The organism is Streptomyces sp. NPDC005899, assembly GCF_040629645.1.
GTDB lineage: Bacteria > Actinomycetota > Actinomycetes > Streptomycetales > Streptomycetaceae > Streptomyces.
This window is the reverse complement of sequence record NZ_JBEXWB010000112.1, coordinates 1-16,938: the sequence shown is the minus strand read 5'-3', so window position 1 is coordinate 16,938 and position 16,938 is coordinate 1. Positions and strand designations below refer to the sequence as shown.

Below are 16,938 nucleotides of genomic sequence, written 5' to 3'. Positions count from 1 at the left end.
CGCCGCGCATGCCCGCACGGCCCCGGCGGTGCGGCGGCTGGGACGGCGCGGTGGCGGGCGCCGGCGTCGCGCCGTCGCCGGCAGGCGTGCGGGGCCCTCTCAGCCGTCCAGCCGCAGGAGCACCTCGTCGGTCTCCTCGCCGCGGGCCTCCGCGAAACCCCGGTCGGTGCCGGTCACGGTGAAGCCGCACTTCTCCAGCACCCGGACCGACCCCGTGTTGTCCGCGGCGGCCCGCGCGTGCAGCGGGCGTTCCGGCACGGTGTCGAGCAACGCCCGCAGCGCCGCCGTCGCCAGGCCCCTGCCCCAGTGCGTCCGGTCGATCCAGTAGGTGACCTCGCGCTCCGCCGGTGGCCCGTAGACGCCGGCACTGCCCACCACCACGCCGTCGGCGAGCACCGTGCGCATGACGACGGTGTCCGAGGCCCGGATGCGCTGCCAGTGGGCGTTGAACATCGCCCGGTCGGAAGGGTCGGCGCTGGTGAAGGCTGCCATCCGGGTCGCCTCCGGATCGCTCATGAAGGTGAAGAACAGCGGCAGATCGCCGTCCCGGACCTCGCGGAGGGTCACGCGCACGGTCTCACAGCCTCCGGGTGGCGAGGGTGAGGCGGTCGCGGGCGTCGAACAGCGCGTCCTTGACCATCTGCTCGTGCGCGGGCGTGAGCCGGGCGACCGGGACGGAGCAGCTGACGGCGTCACGCGCCGGCGTGCGGTAGGGGATGGCCACGCCGAAGCAGCGCAGGCCCAGGGTGTTCTCCTCGCGGTCCACCGCGTACCCCTGCTCGCGGATGACGTGCAGTTCCTCGATCAGCTTCTCGCGGTCGGTGAGGGTGTGCTCGGTCAGTGCCGGCAGGGTCTCGGGCAGCATCTTGCGGACCTGCTCGTCGCTGTGCGTGGCCAGCAGGGCCTTGCCGAGCGAGGTCGAGTGGGCGGGGAGCCGGCGGCCGACACGGGTGAAGGGGCGCAGGTAGTGCTGGGACTGCCGGGTGGCGAGGTACACGACGTTCGTGCCGTCCAGGCGGGCCAGGTGGATGGTCTCCGTGGTGTCGTCCGACAGCCGGTCCAGGGTGGGCCGGGCGGCGGCGACGACCTCGTCGCCGTCGATGTACGAGGTGCCGACGAGCAGGGCGCGCACGCCGATGCCGTACCGCGTGCCCGTCGCGTCGGTCTCCACCCAGCCGAGCTCCACCAGGGTGCGCAGCAGCATGTACAGGCTGGACTTGGGGTAGCCGACGGCTTCCTGCACGGCGGCCAGCGAGTGCATGCCGGGGCGCCCCGCGAAGTATTCGAGGAGTTCCACCGTCCGTACCGCGGACTTGACCTGTGCCCCACCAGACTCGGCGACCGACATGCCTCATTGCCCCTTCCAGCCCTCTTGCCACAACCGTGCGCGACCCTGCGACTTCTTGCCAACACTGAACACCCGGAAATAGAGTTCCTGCCATATTCACGATCAGGAACGCTGTTCAGAATACCGAACAACTTCTGATGTGTAGCAGTGAGCGGAAGGAAACACGGTGGCAGCAGCACCAGTCTGGAGTGTCGACCCCCGCACCGGGAACCCGCGTGAGCAGGTTGCGGTGGAGGCTACAGCGGAGGAGGTCGACCGTGTGGTCCGGGCCGCGCACGCCGTGCGCGACGCCCTCACCGACCGCACCGTACGCGCGGCGTTCCTGCGCACGGCGGCCGATCTGCTCGCCGAGGCCCGGGAACACGTCATCGAGGCGGCCGACGCGGAGACGGCGCTCGGCCCGGCCCGGCTCACCGGCGAACTCGCCCGCACGGCGGCCCAGTTGCGGGCCTTCGCGGAGGTCGTCGACGAGGGGGCCTTCCTCGACATCCACATCGACCACGAGGACGGCAGCAGGACCCCGCCCTGGCCCGACCTGCGCCGCTACAAGATCCCGCTCGGCGTCGTCGCCGTCTACTCCGCCAGCAACTTCCCGCTCGCCTTCTCCGTCCCCGGCGGGGACACCGCGAGCGCGCTCGCGGCGGGCTGCCCGGTCGTCGTCAAGGCCCACCCCGACCACCCCGCCACCTCCGAGATCTGCGCCTCGCTCCTGCGCAGGGCGGCCGCGAGCAACGGCCTGCCCGAGGACGTCGTGAGCGTGGTCCACGGCTTCGACGCGGGCGTCGAGCTGGTGAAGCACCCGCTGATCGCGGCGGCCGGCTTCACCGGTTCGATCCGCGGCGGCCGGGCCCTCTTCGACGCGGCGGCGGCACGCCCCACCCCGATCCCGTTCCACGGCGAGCTGGGCTCGCTGAACCCGGTCGTCATCACCCCGGCGGCCGCCGCCGAGCGCGGCGAGCAGATCGGGGCCGGCCTCGGCGGCTCCATGACCATGGGCGCCGGGCAGTTCTGCACCAAGCCCGGTTTCGTCCTCGCCCCGTCCGGCGAGGCCGGGGACCGGCTGCTGAAGTCGCTGACCGAGACGGTCAGCGACACCGGTTCCGGCGTCATGCTCGACCACCGCATGCGGGACGCGTTCGTCTCGGGCGTGGCCGAACGGGCCGCGCTGCCCGACGTCGAGGCACCCGTCACCCCCGGCGCGGGTGGCGAGCACACCGTCTCCGCCGGCTTCCTCACCGTGCCCGCGCGGCGGCTCGCCGAGGAAGGGCCGCACGACACCCTCCTCGAGGAGTGCTTCGGCCCCGTCACCGTCGTCGCACGGTACGACTCCGAGGACGAGATCACCGCCGTGCTCTCCCGCCTCGCGGGCAACCTCACCGCCACCCTCCAGACCGCCACCGAGGAGACCGACACCGGAGCCGCCCGGCTGCTCACGGAGCTCACCCCGCTGGCGGGCCGCATCCTGGTCAACGGCTGGCCGACCGGAGTCGCCGTCGCCCCCGCCCAGCACCACGGCGGCCCCTACCCGGCCACCACGTCCACCTCCACCTCGGTCGGCGCCACGGCGATCGAACGCTGGCTGCGCCCCGTCAGCTACCAGTCCACGCCTGACGCCCTGCTCCCCCCGGAGCTGCGTGAGGACAACCCGCTGGGACTGCCGCGCCGGGTCGACGGGCGCCGCGCATGACCGTGCGGCTTCCCGAAATCCCCTTCGCCCTGGAGCCGTTCGGCCCCGAGGGCGGATGGGCGTACGAGAACGGTGTGCTGACCGGCCGGGCGGGTGCCCGCCAGGACCGCTTCGTCCCGCCGGGCGGTGACTCCCTGGAGCCCGCCTCCGACGCCCCCCGCCTGCTGGCCTCCCTGCCCGAAGGCGACTTCCGGCTGGCCGCGCGGGTGACGGTCGGCTTCGCCGCCGCCTTCGACGCCGGGGTGCTCTACCTCCACGTGGGGGAGCGGGAGTGGGCGAAGCTCTGCCTGGAGCTGTCCCCGGACCGGCCCACCGTCTGCACGGTCGTCACCCGGGGCCACTCGGACGACGTCAACTCCGCCGTCGTCGAGGGCGACAGCTGCTGGCTGCGGCTCAGCCGCACCGGCGACGCCTTCGCCTTCCACGCCTCGGCCGACGGGGAGAAGTGGACCTTCGTCCGCGTCTTCACCCTGGGCACGGCCGCGCAACGGGCGGCGGCCCGCGCGGGCTTCCTCGTCCAGTCGCCCACGGGCGAGGGCTGCGAGGCGTCCTTCGACCGGATCACCTACACGCCGGGTGGGCTCGACGACCTGCGCGACGGCAGCTGAACCGGCGGCCGGGCGCCCCGCGGGGCTCCGCACTCCGGCCCCCGGAGTGCGGAGCCCGGCGGGCCCGGTCCCCGCGTCACCCGCCGGCCGCGTACCGCAGGAAATCCGCCCAGCCGGCGGGGCTGACGGTCACGTGGGGGCGGGCGGTGTCCTTCGAGTCCCGGACGAGGACGACGTGACCGGTGGAGGCGACCTCGACGCATTCGCCGCCGTCACCTGCGCTGTAGCTGCTCGTGGACCAGTCGAGCTCGGTGGCCGTTCGGCGTTCGGTGCTCATCGCTCTCCCAGCAACTCCTCGATCAGCGCCAGGGACTCGTGGGGACTGAGGGCCTGACCGCGAATGCTTCCGTACCGTGCGGCCAGAATACGTACCTCTTCGGCGTCGGTGATCAGCCGGTTCGTGCTCTGCACTTCCAGGTAGGCGACCTGCTGCTTGCCCTTCGGGGTGAGAAGGACGAACGGGCCCTCCAGCGCGGAGTGGTCCTCGCAGGCCATGGGAAGCACCTGGATCGTCGTGCTGCGCAGCCGCGCGAGGTGTTGCATGTGCTTGAGCTGGCCGATGCGCACCTCATGGCCGCCGACCGATCTGCGCAGCACGGATTCATCGATGACCGCGCTGACCATCGGTGACGGCCAGACGGTGAGAATCTCCTGACGCGCCAGCCGCGCGGCGACACGCTGTTCGATGGTCGCCTCGTCCAGCAAGGGTTGCCGCGACATGAAAGTGGTGCGCGCGTACCCCTCTGTCTGGAGGAGCCCGGGGAACGTCAGCGTGCTGAAGAAGCTGATCTCCACCGCTTCCGCCTCCAGCCGCGCGTAGTCGCGGAACCACGCCGGATGCCTGACCCGCGCCCGGGCCCGCGCCCTGGCGAGGTCCTCCTTCGCGGCCCGCAGCATCCCGCCCGCGCCCAGCAGGTCGTCCGCCGCGTCCAGGAACTCCGGCTGGGCCGTGCGACGGCCGCCCTCCAGCGAGCGGATGAGGTCCTCGCTGTAGCCGAGCCGCTCGCCGAGCTCGCGCTGCGTCAGTGCCGCCCGCTCCCTGAGCAGCCGCACCTGGCGGCCGAGGACGCGGAACAGGTCCGCCGCCTCCTCGGGGCCGTCGCCGCCGCCGATCGTGTCTTCAAGAACCACCGGTACCTCCGGTACCCGCCTGCGTGCGTACCGGTACGCGCTCGTCACGTACCGCCATCACTCCTGGTAAGCGTACGGTCACGGGGCCACGCTGAGTGGTGTGACGAGCGAATCCGTACAGATGACCATGGCCGCCCAGCAGTTCACCCAGTTGCTCAGCGCGACCCGGCGTGGTGCCCGGCTCGGGCGCCTGCTGGCGGTGGAGCAGCTCGTCGCGTGGGGGTGGCCCCGTGACGGCGAGGACGTCCGCACCGCAGCCCTGGTGGTCGCCGAGCTCGCGTCCAACGCCGTCCGGCACGGTCGGCTGGAGGGGCGCGGCTTCCGGCTCACGCTCATCCGGCCGCAGGGGCCCGGGCTCAGGATCGAGGTCACCGACCCGCGCGGGGAACGCCTCCCCGTCCGGCGCGCGGGAGGGCTCGGTACGGTGCTCGTGGACGCGCTCGCCACCGACTGGGGTGTGCGGCCCTTCCCGCCTTCCGGCAAGACCGTCTGGGCCGACATCACCTCCAGGGCCTGATCCGGAGGCCCGGTCCTTCCACGCGCACGACGGCTGGGCCGCCGATCCGGAGCGGCCCCGTTACGGGCACGCACCTGGTGCTGCGCCTGGACCTGGGGAATCCTGAGCCGCCACGGGCGGTTCACTGACGTGCGGAGGGTCCCTCCGTACGTCACGAACCAGAGCTGGAGAATCAGAAGTCATGCGCGTCGAGATCTGGAGCGACATCGCCTGCCCGTGGTGCTACATAGGCAAGGCCCGCTTCGAGAAGGGCCTGGCCGCCTTCGCCCACCGGGACGAGGTCGAGGTGGTGCACCGCTCCTTCGAGCTCGACCCGGGGCGCGCCAAGGGCGACACCGAGCAGGTGGTCGACATGCTGGCGCGCAAGTACGGTCGCTCGCCGGAGGAGGCCAGGGGGATGGAGGCCAACGTCGCCGCGAACGCGCGGGCCGAGGGCCTCGGCTACCGCACGGAGGGGCGGGACCACGGCAACACCTTCGACATCCACCGGCTGCTGCACCTGGCCAAGGCGCGCGGGCGTCAGGACGAGCTGCTGAGCGCCGCCTACCGGGCCAACTTCGCCGAGGAGCGCTCCGTCTTCGACGACGCCGTGCTGGCCGACCTCGCCGTGGAGGCGGGGCTCGACGCCGACGAGGCCCGCGCGGTGCTGGCCGATCCCGAGGCGTACGCGGACGACGTGCGGACCGACGAACGCGAGGCCGCCGAGCTGGGCGCGAACGCCGTCCCCTTCTTCGTGCTCGACCGGCGCTACGGCATCTCCGGCGGCCAGCCGTCCGAGGTGTTCGTCCAGGCCCTGGAGCAGGCGTGGAGGGACCGGGACATCAGCGCGCTCACTCCGCTCGGCGGCGAGGGGGCGGCCTGTGACGCGGGCGGATCCTGCGACAAGGACGGATCCTGCGACGCGGCGCACGCGGAAGCGTCCGACCAGCGCATATAAGCAGACCTTGGCTTTCCCGCTCAACCTGGTGCGATTGACGACAGGTTGAGCGGGCGTCAGGCTGTCCGGCATGGAGACTTCTGCGATCGACCAGGCCAGGGCCGCCGAGTTCGCGCCTGAGACCACGTACCTCGAGACGGCCCACTGCGGGCTGCTGCCGCGCCGGACCGTCGAGGCCGTCAAGGCCCTGGCGGAGGAGAACGCCACGGGCCGCGGGACCGGCATGGGCAGCGCGGAGGCCGTGGAGGCGGCGCGGGCCGACTTCGCCGGTCTCGTCGGCGTCGCCCCGGACCGCGTGGCCAACGGCGGATCCGTCGCCGCCCACGTGGCGCTGGTGGCCGCGTCGCTGCCGTCGGGCTCCGAAGTCCTGGCGCCGGAAGGCGACTTCAGCTCGGTCGTCAGCCCGTTCGCCGTGCGTGGCGATCTCAAGATGCGGTACGTCCCGCTGGCCGCGCTGGCCGAGGCCGTGCGGCCCGGTACCGCGCTGGTCGCCTTCTCGGCCGTCCAGTCCTCCGACGGCAGGATCGCCGACCTGGACGCGATCCGCGCGGCCGCCGCCGGGTACGGGGCGCGCACGCTGCTCGACGCCAGCCAGGCCGCGGGATGGCTGCCGCTGGACGCCGGGGCGTACGACTACACGGTCACCGGCGCCTTCAAGTTCCTGCTGTGCCCCCGGGGCACGTCGTTCCTCACCGTCACCGAACAGGCGCAGGAGGACCTGCGGGTGCTGTACGCGGGCTGGATGTCGGCGGCGGAACCCTGGCAGAGCACGTACGGGCCGGTCGGGCGGCTGGCCGCATCCGCCCGCCGGTTCGACGAGCCGACCTCCTTCCTGGCGTACCACGGGGCCGCGCAGTCCCTGGCCCTGCTGGCCGGGATCGGGACGACGGCCCTGCACGCCCACGCCACCGGGCTCGCGGCCCGCTTCCGCGTGGGGCTGGCCGGGATCGGCCACGAGGCGTGGCCGGGGGAGTCCGCGGTGGTCGCGGTGCCCGGACTGGGGGAACGCGAGGCCGAGCTGGCCAGGGCGGGGGTCAGGGTCTCGAACCGGGCCGGCAATCTGCGGGCGGCCTTCCACCTGTACAACACCGAGGCCGACGTCGACCGCGCCCTGGACGTGCTGTCCGGCTGAGCCGGTCGTCCGCGGAACCGGGCCCGGCCCGCTCCGGCTCGGGCCCCTACGGCCCGGGGCGGGGGCCGGGGCAGTCACCGGCCTCCTGGCACAGGTTCCCCTCCACCTTGGCGAGCAGCCGGGCCAGCTCCGCGCGCTCGGCCGGGGCGAGCCCCGCGAGGGTGTGCTCCTCCAGGCCGGACCAGGCGTCCCGCACCGCGGTGTGGAGGGAACAGCTCTCGTCCGTGGCCTCGACCAGGACGGCCCGCCGGTCGTCCGGGTCCGGGCGGCGGCGCACGTGCCCGGTCTGTTCGAGGCGCTGGAGCATCTTCGTCACGGTGGACGGGTCGAGGTCCATGGACCTGATCAGCTCCGACTGCCGGACGGCCCCGCTGTCCCACAGGTGCATCATCAGGAACTCCTGGCCGGGGTAGAGCCCGAGCCCTTTGAGCAGCCGGCCGGCCGCGTTCCGGTGGAGCCGGGCGACCCGGGAGACGGCATGGCTGACGGGGCCGCCGAGCGCCGCGCCGGGCAGCGCGTCCGGGCGGGCGGCGCCGTCCCGGGCGGCTTGCGCGGCTCCGGTGGAGTGGGCGTCGGCGTTCATCGGGACTCCTCGGGGCGGTGGTGCCGGGGTCGGCGGACGCCGCTGCCCGGCCCGGAGCCGGTTCGGTGCACGCGGGTCACGACGTCGTTCGTGACGTCCTCGTGAACATTACCTTGGTCGGCCAATCAATGAACTACAGTGGCGCGCACCGATTAGTTGGCCGACCATATAACTGCCCTGGGGGCTCCCATGACCACCGTGTTCGATCCCGTCGACCTGTCCGGTACACAGCTGGCCAACCGCATAGCCCTGGCGCCCATGACCCGCAGCCGGGCGGGTGAGGGCGGCACGGCCACCGACCTCACCGTCACCTACTACACCCAGCGCGCCTCGGCCGGGCTGCTCATCACCGAGGGCGTCCAGCCGTCCGTGGTCGGACAGGGCTACCCCACCACCCCGGGCCTGCACAGTGCCGGACAGGTCGCCTCCTGGCGCAGGGTCACCGACTCCGTGCACGCGGCCGGCGGCCGCATCTTCGCCCAGATCATGCACGCGGGCCGGATAGGCCACCCCGTCCTGCTGCCGGACGGCCTGGTCCCGGTGGCACCCTCCCCGGTCGCCGCGCCCGGCCAGATCTACACCCACGAGGGGCCGAAGGACTTCGTCACCCCGCACGAGCTCACCGAGGCCGAGATCCGGGCGACCGTGGACGACTTCGCCACGGCCGCCCGCAACGCCGTCGAAGCCGGTTTCGACGGGGTGGAGCTGCACGCCGCCAACGGCTACCTGATCCACCAGTTCCTGGCCCCCAACACCAACCTGCGCACCGACGCGTGGGGCGGCTCGGAGCAGGCACGCACCCGGTTCGCCGTCGAGGTCGTCAAGGCGGTCGTCGCCGAGATCGGTGCCGAGCGGACCGCGCTTCGCATCTCGCCCGGCAACCCGTACAACGGCATCGAGGAGCCCGAGCCCGACGCGCTGTACACCGCGCTCGTCGCCGAGCTGGAGCCCCTCGGTCTCGCCTACCTGCACGTACTGGAGGCGGTCGGCATCCGCGAGCTCACCCTCGCGCTGCGCAAGCGGTTCTCCGGCACCCTCGTCCTCAACGTGCACTCCGACGGCCCCACCGGCCCCGGGCACCACACGGTGATCGACGACGGGACCGCGGACCTGATCTCCTACGGTGCGCTGTTCCTCGCCAACCCGGACCTGCCGGCCCGGCTGAAGGCCGGCGGGCCCTTCAACACACCGGACCCGTCGACCTTCTTCGGAGGCGACGCGAAGGGCTACACGGACTACCCGGCCCTGGACGCCGTCTGATCCCTACGCCGCTCGATCCGGATGCCGTTCGCTCCGTACACCTTCCGAGCCGGACGCCGTCCGAGCCGTACCGCTACGCCGAGTCCCGGCGGACCAGTTCGGTGGGGAGGATGACCGCGGCCGGGTCCTCGCCACCGATCTGCGCCAGCAGGACCCGCACCATCTCCGAGCTGATCCGGTCCCACGGCTGGCGCACCGTCGTCAGTTCGGGGCGTGCGGCGAGCGCCGCCGGGGAGTCGTCGAAACCGCCGACGGCGACGTCCTGCGGCACCCGCCGGCCCGCGCGCTCCAGCGCGGTGAGCACACCCTGGGCCATCAGGTCGGACGCGACGAACACGGCGTCGACGTCCGGCGCCCGGTCCAGCAGGAGCGAGGCCGCCGCCTCACCGCCCGCCCGGCTGTAGTCGCCCGGCACGACCAGGGCCTCGTCGAGACCGAGCCCGCACTCGGCGAGCGTCTCGCGGTAGCCCGCCAGCCGTGCCACACCGCCCGGGGTGTCCAGGGGGCCCGTGACCGTGGCGATCCGGCGGCGCCCCGACTCGTACAGGAAGCGCACCATGTCCCGGGCGCCGCCCAGGTCGTCGGCGGCCACGTAGCTGACCCTGGAGCCGTGGCCGAGCGGCTTCCCGCAGGCCACCAGGGGTACTCCGGCCTCGTGGAGCTGCGCGGCGACCGGGTCGCCGGAGTGGTTGGAGACCAGCAGCACCCCGTCCACGTGCCCGGCGATGTAGCGCATGTTCCGGCGTCGCTCCGCCTCCGTCCCGGCGATCATGAGCAGCAGCGGGATGTCGTGCGCGGCCAGCGCGGTGGTGCAGCCGCGCAGCAGCACGTTGAAGTTCGGGTCCTCGAAGAACCGCTCCTGGGGTTCGGTCAGCAGGAACGCCACCGAGTCGGAGCGGCCGGTGATCAGGGAGCGGGCGTGGCGGTTCACGGTGTAACCGGTCCGGCGTATCGCGGACTGCACCGCGTCGAGCGCGGCCGGGCTCACGTTGTGACCGCCGTTGAGCACCCGGGAGACCGTGCCCCGGGACACCCCGGCCTCCCGGGCGACGTCGTGGATCGTCGGGGGGCGGCGGCGTCCCGTGCCGTTCTGTTCTGTGCGGCTCATGGAGCAAGATCTTTCATCAAGGGAAGCCCTGTTGAGGAGCTGTCAGGACTTTACGGCGCCGGAGAGCAGGTCGAGGCTCCAGAACCGCTGGATCACGAGGAACAGGACGATCAGCGGAATGATCGCCAGCAGGGCGCCGGTGATGACCAGGGTGTACAGGGCGGGGGTGGTGGCGCCCTGCTGGAGCAGGGTGTAGAGCCCCAGGGTCACCGGGAACTTCTCGTCGTCGCCGAGCATGATGTAGGGCAGCAGGAAGTTGTTCCACACGGCCACGAACTGGAACAGGAAGACGGTCACGAGCCCCGGCAGCATCATCGGCAGCGCGATGGTCCGGAAGATCCGCCACTCGCCGCCCCCGTCCACGCGTCCGGCCTCGATCACGTCGGCCGGCACGGCCGCCGCCGCGTAGATCCGGGCCAGGTAGACGCCGTACGGGGAGAGGACGGCCGGCAGCAGCACCGACAGGTACGAGTCGGTCATGTCGGCCTTGGCCAGCAGCAGGTACTGCGGGACGGCCAGGATGACCGGAGGCATCAGCACCCCGGCCAGCAGGATGTTGAAGACGGTCTCCTTCCCGCGGAAGCGGTACACCGCCAGGGCGTACCCCGAGACCGCCGACACCGCGGTGGACAGGAGGGCTCCCACCCCGGCGTAGAAGGCCGAGTTGGCCATCCACCGCCAGTACACGCCGTCGCGGTAGGCCGAGAGGTCGGCGATGTTCTCGGTGAGCCCCGAGCCCGGGAGGAAGGTGAACGTGGAGAACAGCTCACTGCCGGACTTCGTGGAGGCGACCAGGACCCACAGGACCGGCAGCAGGCAGTACACGGCGCCCAGCAGCAGCGCGGCGGTGGGGACGAGCGGGAAGCGCCGGCGGCCGGCGGTGAGGGTCGGGGTGCTCAACGGGAGTCTCCCTGCTTCGTACGGGAGTTGGCCGCCTTGAGGAAGCCGAAGGACAGGGCCAGGGTGGCCAGGGCGATGAGGACCGCCTGGGCGGCGGCCGCGTGGATGTCGTTGTCGACGAAGGCGTCCTGGTAGACCTTCATCAGCGGACTCCAGGTGGTGGAGAGCGAGTTGGTCAGCGGCCTCAGCGTCGTCGGCTCGCTGAACACCTGGAGGGTGGCGATGATCGAGAAGAAGAACGTCAGGATCAGCGAGGGCGCCACCATGGGGATCTTGATCCGCAGCGCGATCTGCAGCTGCGAGCAGCCGTCGAGCCGCGCCGCCTCGAATATCTCGGCGGGGATCGCGCGCAGCGAGGTGTAGATCACGATCATGTTGAAGCCGGTGCCGCCCCACACCGCGATGTTGGCGAGCGAGAAGTACAGCGGCCCGCCGTCCAGCAGGTCGGGCCGCGGCAACCCCACGGCGTCGAGCACGTACAGGAAGGGGCTGACGTCCGGCAGGTAGAGGAAGCCCCACATCAGTGCGGCGATGACACCGGGGATCGCGTACGGCAGGAAGATCGCCAGCCGGGTGAACCCGCGCAGCCGGACCCGCTCGGTGTCCAGCAGCAGGGCGAAGAGCAGGGCGAGGCCGAGCATCACCGGGACGACGATCGCGCCGTAGCCGAGGATGCGCAGTGCTCCGCGCAGCAGCTCCGCGTCGAGGAGCGCGTCGGTGTAGTTGGCGAGGCCGGCCCAGACCTCCTCCCGGGCGCCCTTGCCGAGGCCGAGACCCTTGACCTCGGTCCTGCGGAAGCTGAGGTGGAGGGCGTAGCCGATGGGCAGCGCGAAGAAGAGCAGGAACAGGACGGTGGCGGGGACCAGGAAGGCGTACGGGGCCCCCTTGACCCCGTACGCCCCCCTGCGCGGTGTGCGGGTCACTGCGAGACCCCGAAGCCCTGCTTCTTCAGGTCCGCGACGGTGGCGGCCTGCATGGCGGCCAGCGCGGGGCCGAAGCCGGACCTGTTCTTGGCGGCCTTCGCGAAGTTGTCCTTGAAGGCGCTGTACGCGACGTTGACGTTCGGGCCCCAGGCCGCGGGCGCCGTGCCCTGGGCGATCTCGGCGGCCTCGGTGTAGAAGGCGGGCTGGTTGGGGAAGTAGTCCGGCGCCTTCGAGAGCGCGCCGGCGGTCTGGGCCGCGGTCGCGGCGGGATAGACGCCGCTCTCCTTCACCAGCGCGGCGAGGGCGGCGGGGTCCGTGTTCAGCCACTTCGCGAAGGCGGCGGCGGCCCCCTTGTGCTTCGAGTCGTTGGTGACGGCGGTGGACGACCCGCCCCAGCTGCCGGTGACGCTTTCGCCCGCGGTCCACTGGGGGAGGGGGGCCATCGCCCATTTCCCCTTCGTGTCGGGAGCCGCGGTGGTCAGCGTGCCCGGGGCCCAGACGGCGCTGACCCAGGCGATCTGCTTGCCGGTGTTGAGCGCCTTGTTCCAGGCCGGGGTGTACATCGGCTGGTTGTCGATGGCCCCTTCCTTGACGAGGCCGCCCCAGAAGTCGGCCACCTTGCGCGTGGCGGGGTCGTCGATCGCGACCTTCCACTTGTCACCGCCGGTGGTCCACCACTGTGCGCCCGCCTGCTGGGCGAGGCCCGCGAAGAGGCCCGAGTCGTTGGAGGAGAAGGTGGTCAGGTCCTTGTCCGGGGCCTTCTTCTTCAGCGCCCGGGCGGTCTCGGCGAACTCGTCCCAGGTGGTGGGCACGCTCAGGCCGTACTGCTCGAAGAGGTCCTGGCGGTAGTAGAACATCAGCGGGCCGGAGTCCTGGGGCAGCGCGTACAGGGCGTCCGAGCCGAGCGTCGCCTGCTGCCAGATCCCCTCGGCGAAGGCGCCCTTCGCGTCGCCCGCCTCCTTCGATATGTCGGCGAGGACGTCGTTGGAGACGAGGGTGGGGAGCGCCTGGTACTCGGCCTGGACCAGGTCAGGGGCCTTGTGGGCCTTGGCGGCCGTGATGATCTTGGTGACGAGGTCGTCGCCCGACGCCTGCTTCTTCACCGTGACCGTGATCCCGGCCTCCTTGCCGGGGCCCTTGTTCCAGATGTCCGCGACCTTGTCCAGGCCGGGCGCCCACGCCCAGTAGGTGAGGGAGGCGGGCCCGGAGGAGGCCGGTCCGCCGTCCCCGTCGCCCCCGTCGTCCGGGGAGCCGCAGCCCGAGAGCAGCGTGGTGGCGAGTGCGGCGGCGGTGGACACCGCGAGGATGCGGTATTTCATGGTTTCTCCCCTGACGAGACGAACAGGCGCTTCGGCGGACCGGCCGGAACGGCGCTGTGAGCGTTCACAGTAGAGAAACGAAACCGACACTTGTCAATGGTTGTTGCTGTGCGGTTATGTTGGCCCTGCGCCGCCGAGAGTGTGTGTGCACGTTCCCAGAAACTGCCCCGAAGAGCCAGGAGCCGTCCATGCCGCACGCGAAACCCGCTCCGTACCCGGTCGGTCTGCACGAACTGGCCTTCGGCGGCGACTACAACCCCGAGCAGTGGCCCGAGGAGGTCTGGCACGAGGACGTGCGCCTGATGCGGGAAGCGGGCGTGACCATGGTCAGCGTCGGCGTCTTCTCCTGGGCGCTGCTGGAATCCGCGCCCGGCACCTACGACTTCGGCTGGCTCGACCGCCTGATGGACCTGCTGCACGTCAACGGCGTCCGGGCCGACCTCGCAACCCCCACCGTCGCCCCGCCGGCCTGGTTCTACCGCGCCCACCCCGAAGCCCTCCCGGTCACCCGGGACGGAACCCGCCTCGCCTTCGGCTCACGCGGTGCCATCTGCCACAGCTCGGCCCCCTACCGGGCCGCCGCGGCGCGCATCACCGAGCAGCTCGCCCGCCGGTACGCCACGCACCCCGCCCTCGCGATGTGGCACGTCCACAACGAGTACGGCGTCCCCGTCAGCGCCTGCTACTGCGACAGCTGCGCCGCCCACTTCCGCCGCTGGCTCGCGGCCCGGCACGGCTCGGTCGACGCGGTCAACGAGGCCTGGGGCACCGCCTTCTGGGGCCAGCGCTACCGCAGCCTGGACGAGATCGATCCGCCCCGCACCACCCCGACCGTAGGCAACCCAGCCCAGCAGCTGGACTACGCCCGTTTCGCCGACGCCACCATGCGCGAGAACTTCACCGCCGAACGCGACATCCTGCACCGGCTCGCCCCAGGCGTCCCGGTCACCACCAACTTCATGACCGCCCTCAGCCAGTGCGACTCCGTCGACTACTGGGCCTGGGGCCGCGAGGTCGACCTCGTCACCAACGACCACTACCTGATCACCGACGGCCGCCGCACCCACGTCAACCTCGCCATGGCCGCCGACCTCACCCGCTCCGTGGCGGGCGGCGCCCCCTGGCTGCTCCTGGAACACTCCACCAGCGGCGTCAACTGGCAGCCCCGCAACCCCGCCAAGCGCCCCGGCGAGATGGCCCGCAACAGCCTCGCCCACGTCGCCCGGGGCTCCGAGGGCGCGATGTTCTTCCAGTGGCGCCAGTCCCGCCGCGGAGCCGAGAAGTTCCACTCCGCGATGGTCCCGCACGCCGGGACCGACTCGCGCGTCTGGCGCGAGGTGAGCGCACTCGGCGCCGCCCTCGGCCGGCTGGGGGACATCCGGGGCACCCGGACCGTCGCCGACGTGGCCATGCTCTGGGACTGGCAGTCCTGGTGGGCGCAGTCCCTGGAGTGGCGCCCCAGCCAGGAGCACGACGCCCGCGAACGGGCCGACACCTTCTACGCCTCGCTCTACGACCGCCACCTCACGGTCGACTTCGCCCATCCGGAAGCGGACCTCTCCGCGTACCCCCTGGTCGTCGTCCCCGCGCTCTACCTCGCCACCGAGGAGACCGGCCGCAACCTGCGCCGGTACGTCGAGCACGGCGGCACCCTCGTCGTCTCCTACTTCTCCGGCATCGTGGACACCGACGACGCCGTCCACCCCGGGCCCTACCCCGGCGCGCTGCGCGACGTCCTCGGCCTGACCGTCGAGGAGTTCTCCCCGCTCGGCGAGGGCGGAACCGTCCGCCTGATCACGCCCGAGGGCGCCCCGGAGGGCCCGGAGCTGACCGGCGACCTCTGGTCCGACGTGGTGATCCCGCGCGGCGCCGAGACCGTCTGGTCGTACGCCGACGGCATCCCCGCCGGCCGGCCCGCCGTCACCCGCAACCGGCTCGGTGGAGGCACCGCCTGGTACGTCTCCACCCGGCTCTCCGGCGGCGACCTGGACGCCGTGCTGGACCGCGCCGCCGCGGACGCGGGCATCCGGCCCCGCACCGGCCTGCCGTACGACGTCGAGGTCGTACGCCGCACCGGTGAGAGCGGCGGTTACCTCTTCGCGATCAACCACACCGACGCCGACGCCGTGGTGGCGATGGACGCGCCCGGCACCGAACTCCTCACCGGCGAGCCCGCCGCGGACAAGCTCGCCGTCCCGGCGGGCACCGTCCGTGTCGTACGACTCGACGGCTGAGGCCCCCGCACGTCAACCCGCACAACTGTCGAAGGGACATCGACGATGTACGGAACGAAGCACGCCCGCGCGAAGGCGGCCGGGACGGTGGCCGCGCTCTGCGGCCTCGTGTTCGCCGCGCTCCCCGCCCAGGCCGCACACGCGGCCACCGCCCCCGTCAACACCGGTTTCGAGTCAGGCACGGCCGGCTGGTCCACCTACTCGGCGGGCGGACAGAACAGCGCCTCCTTCACCGAGTCCGGCGGCCGTGGCGGAAGCACCCGGCTCAGCCACTGGTCGGCCTCGGCGTACAAGGTCGAGACCTACCAGTACCTGAGCGGCCTCACCGACGGCACATACACCCTCAGCGCCTGGGTCCGCTCAGGTGGCGGCCAGAACTCCGCCTACCTGGCCCTGCGCGGCTGCGGGTCCGCCGAGCAGCGCACCGACCTGCCACCCACTGCGGACGGCGCCTGGGTCCGGCTCGTGACCTCCGTGAAGGTGACCGGCGGAGCCTGCACCATCAGCCTCAACTCCGACGCGCACGCGGGGGAGTGGGCCAACTTCGACGACATCACCTTCACCCCGGGAAGCACCGGGCTGAGCGTCCGGGGCGGTGACCTCTCCACCCTCCCGAAGAACGAGGCGCACGGCGCGGCCTACCGCGACGCGAGCGGCAGGGCCGGGGACGCCATGGGCATCCTCCAGCGCTCCGGGATGAACTACGTGCGCCTCAAGGTGTGGGTGGGCCCGGCCGACGGGTACAACGACAAGGCGCACGTCCTGGCCATGGCCAAGCGCGCCAAGGCCCTCGGCATGAAGACCCTGATCGACTTCCACTACTCCGACGCCTGGGCCGACCCGGGCAAGCAGAACAAGCCCGCCGCCTGGGCCGGGCACGGCTACACCCAGCTCCGCACGGACGTCTACCACCACACCTACGACGTGCTGAACGCCCTGAAGGCCCAGGGGACCACGGCCGACATGGTGCAGATCGGCAACGAGACCAACGCCGGGATGCTCTGGCCGGAGGGCTCCACGGACAACTGGCCCCAGCTGGCCGGACTCCTCACCTCCGGGGCGAACGCCGCCAAGGCCGTCTCCGCCGGCACGAAGGTGGCGCTCCACCTCGCCGAGGGGGGCGACAACGCGGGCACCCGCCGGTGGTTCGACAACGCGGTGGCGCTGGACCACGTGCCGGGGCATGCCGGCGCGGTCCGGGCGGGTGCTGTTGCGTGCGCGGCAGACCTCCTCGGGCAGGTCCAGCACGAT

17 protein-coding genes are annotated in these 16,938 nt (G+C 72.1%); 8 read left to right on the top strand and 9 right to left on the bottom strand.

The genetic code is table 11. The annotated features are described in order from the left end of the window. Window positions 1-99 precede the first annotated feature (99 nt). Both ABZ371_RS15335 and ABZ371_RS15330 read right to left on the bottom strand, forming a co-directional pair. Window positions 100-573 carry a GNAT family N-acetyltransferase gene (locus ABZ371_RS15335; RefSeq protein ID WP_358678851.1) on the bottom strand — a complete coding sequence of 158 codons (474 nt, stop codon included), beginning with the start codon at window positions 571-573 and terminating at the stop codon, window positions 100-102. Window positions 574-577: 4 nt separating this feature from the next. Next, window positions 578-1,348, bottom strand: a complete 771-nt coding sequence (locus ABZ371_RS15330; RefSeq protein WP_358678848.1) for an IclR family transcriptional regulator — start codon at window positions 1,346-1,348, stop codon at window positions 578-580. 166 nt (window positions 1,349-1,514) lie between these two features. Here ABZ371_RS15330 and ABZ371_RS15325 point away from each other — a divergent pair, with 166 nt between their 5' ends. Continuing rightward, window positions 1,515-3,035 (top strand): aldehyde dehydrogenase (NADP(+)), encoded by a 1,521-nt coding sequence (locus ABZ371_RS15325; protein WP_358678846.1) that lies wholly within the window; start codon window positions 1,515-1,517, stop codon window positions 3,033-3,035. Then, the gene (locus ABZ371_RS15320) at window positions 3,032-3,643 is read left to right on the top strand and encodes a DUF1349 domain-containing protein (RefSeq protein ID WP_358678843.1); all 612 of its coding nucleotides are present in this window, start codon (window positions 3,032-3,034) and stop codon (window positions 3,641-3,643) included. The genes ABZ371_RS15325 and ABZ371_RS15320 overlap by 4 nt, the downstream gene beginning before the upstream one ends. A gap of 76 nt (window positions 3,644-3,719) precedes the next feature. Here ABZ371_RS15320 and ABZ371_RS15315 read toward each other — a convergent pair whose 3' ends face one another. Further along, a complete protein-coding gene (locus tag ABZ371_RS15315) occupies window positions 3,720-3,920 on the bottom strand; it encodes a DUF397 domain-containing protein (RefSeq protein WP_358678841.1) in 201 nt (66 codons plus the stop codon). Continuing rightward, complete coding sequence (locus ABZ371_RS15310; protein ID WP_358678838.1) at window positions 3,917-4,774, bottom strand: helix-turn-helix transcriptional regulator; 858 nt, start codon at window positions 4,772-4,774, stop codon at window positions 3,917-3,919. Before ABZ371_RS15310 ends, ABZ371_RS15315 begins: the two co-directional genes overlap by 4 nt. Before the next feature lie 100 nt (window positions 4,775-4,874). Between ABZ371_RS15310 and ABZ371_RS15305 the strand changes: the two genes are divergently transcribed. The 3 genes from ABZ371_RS15305 to ABZ371_RS15295 all read left to right on the top strand — a co-directional run bounded on the left by ABZ371_RS15305 (window position 4,875) and on the right by ABZ371_RS15295 (window position 7,360). Then, complete coding sequence (locus ABZ371_RS15305) at window positions 4,875-5,291, top strand: ATP-binding protein (protein WP_358678835.1); 417 nt, start codon at window positions 4,875-4,877, stop codon at window positions 5,289-5,291. A 181-nt stretch (window positions 5,292-5,472) separates the two neighbouring features. After that, the gene (locus tag ABZ371_RS15300) at window positions 5,473-6,228 is read left to right on the top strand and encodes a DsbA family oxidoreductase (protein ID WP_358678832.1); all 756 of its coding nucleotides are present in this window, start codon (window positions 5,473-5,475) and stop codon (window positions 6,226-6,228) included. A 70-nt stretch (window positions 6,229-6,298) separates the two neighbouring features. After that, window positions 6,299-7,360, top strand: a complete 1,062-nt coding sequence (locus ABZ371_RS15295) for an aminotransferase class V-fold PLP-dependent enzyme (protein ID WP_358678830.1) — start codon at window positions 6,299-6,301, stop codon at window positions 7,358-7,360. 46 nt (window positions 7,361-7,406) lie between these two features. On the opposite strand, the gene ABZ371_RS15290 is transcribed toward ABZ371_RS15295, so the two are convergent. Then, complete coding sequence (locus tag ABZ371_RS15290) at window positions 7,407-7,943, bottom strand: MarR family winged helix-turn-helix transcriptional regulator (RefSeq protein WP_358678827.1); 537 nt, start codon at window positions 7,941-7,943, stop codon at window positions 7,407-7,409. A 189-nt stretch (window positions 7,944-8,132) separates the two neighbouring features. On the opposite strand from ABZ371_RS15290, the gene ABZ371_RS15285 reads away from it, so the two are divergent. Then, entirely contained in the window at window positions 8,133-9,203 is a 1,071-nt protein-coding gene (locus tag ABZ371_RS15285; protein WP_358678824.1) for an alkene reductase, read from the top strand. Window positions 9,204-9,276: 73 nt separating this feature from the next. Here the strand turns inward: ABZ371_RS15285 and ABZ371_RS15280 are convergent, their stop codons facing one another. The 4 genes from ABZ371_RS15280 to ABZ371_RS15265 are packed head-to-tail and all read right to left on the bottom strand — an operon-like array spanning window position 9,277 to window position 13,453. Then, the gene (locus ABZ371_RS15280) at window positions 9,277-10,311 is read right to left on the bottom strand and encodes a LacI family DNA-binding transcriptional regulator (RefSeq protein ID WP_358678822.1); all 1,035 of its coding nucleotides are present in this window, start codon (window positions 10,309-10,311) and stop codon (window positions 9,277-9,279) included. Window positions 10,312-10,353: 42 nt separating this feature from the next. Next, window positions 10,354-11,211 carry a carbohydrate ABC transporter permease gene (locus ABZ371_RS15275; RefSeq protein WP_358678819.1) on the bottom strand — a complete coding sequence of 286 codons (858 nt, stop codon included), beginning with the start codon at window positions 11,209-11,211 and terminating at the stop codon, window positions 10,354-10,356. Further along, window positions 11,208-12,134, bottom strand: a complete 927-nt coding sequence (locus tag ABZ371_RS15270) for a sugar ABC transporter permease (protein ID WP_358678816.1) — start codon at window positions 12,132-12,134, stop codon at window positions 11,208-11,210. Before ABZ371_RS15270 ends, ABZ371_RS15275 begins: the two co-directional genes overlap by 4 nt. Further along, entirely contained in the window at window positions 12,131-13,453 is a 1,323-nt protein-coding gene (locus ABZ371_RS15265) for an extracellular solute-binding protein (RefSeq protein WP_358678813.1), read from the bottom strand. The genes ABZ371_RS15270 and ABZ371_RS15265 overlap by 4 nt, the downstream gene beginning before the upstream one ends. Window positions 13,454-13,641: 188 nt before the next feature. On the opposite strand from ABZ371_RS15265, the gene ABZ371_RS15260 reads away from it, so the two are divergent. Both ABZ371_RS15260 and ABZ371_RS15255 read left to right on the top strand, forming a co-directional pair. Continuing rightward, window positions 13,642-15,687 carry a beta-galactosidase gene (locus ABZ371_RS15260; protein WP_358678810.1) on the top strand — a complete coding sequence of 682 codons (2,046 nt, stop codon included), beginning with the start codon at window positions 13,642-13,644 and terminating at the stop codon, window positions 15,685-15,687. A 45-nt stretch (window positions 15,688-15,732) separates the two neighbouring features. After that, the coding region (locus tag ABZ371_RS15255; RefSeq protein WP_358678807.1) for a glycosyl hydrolase 53 family protein at window positions 15,733-16,938 on the top strand (1,206 nt) is incomplete at its 3' end.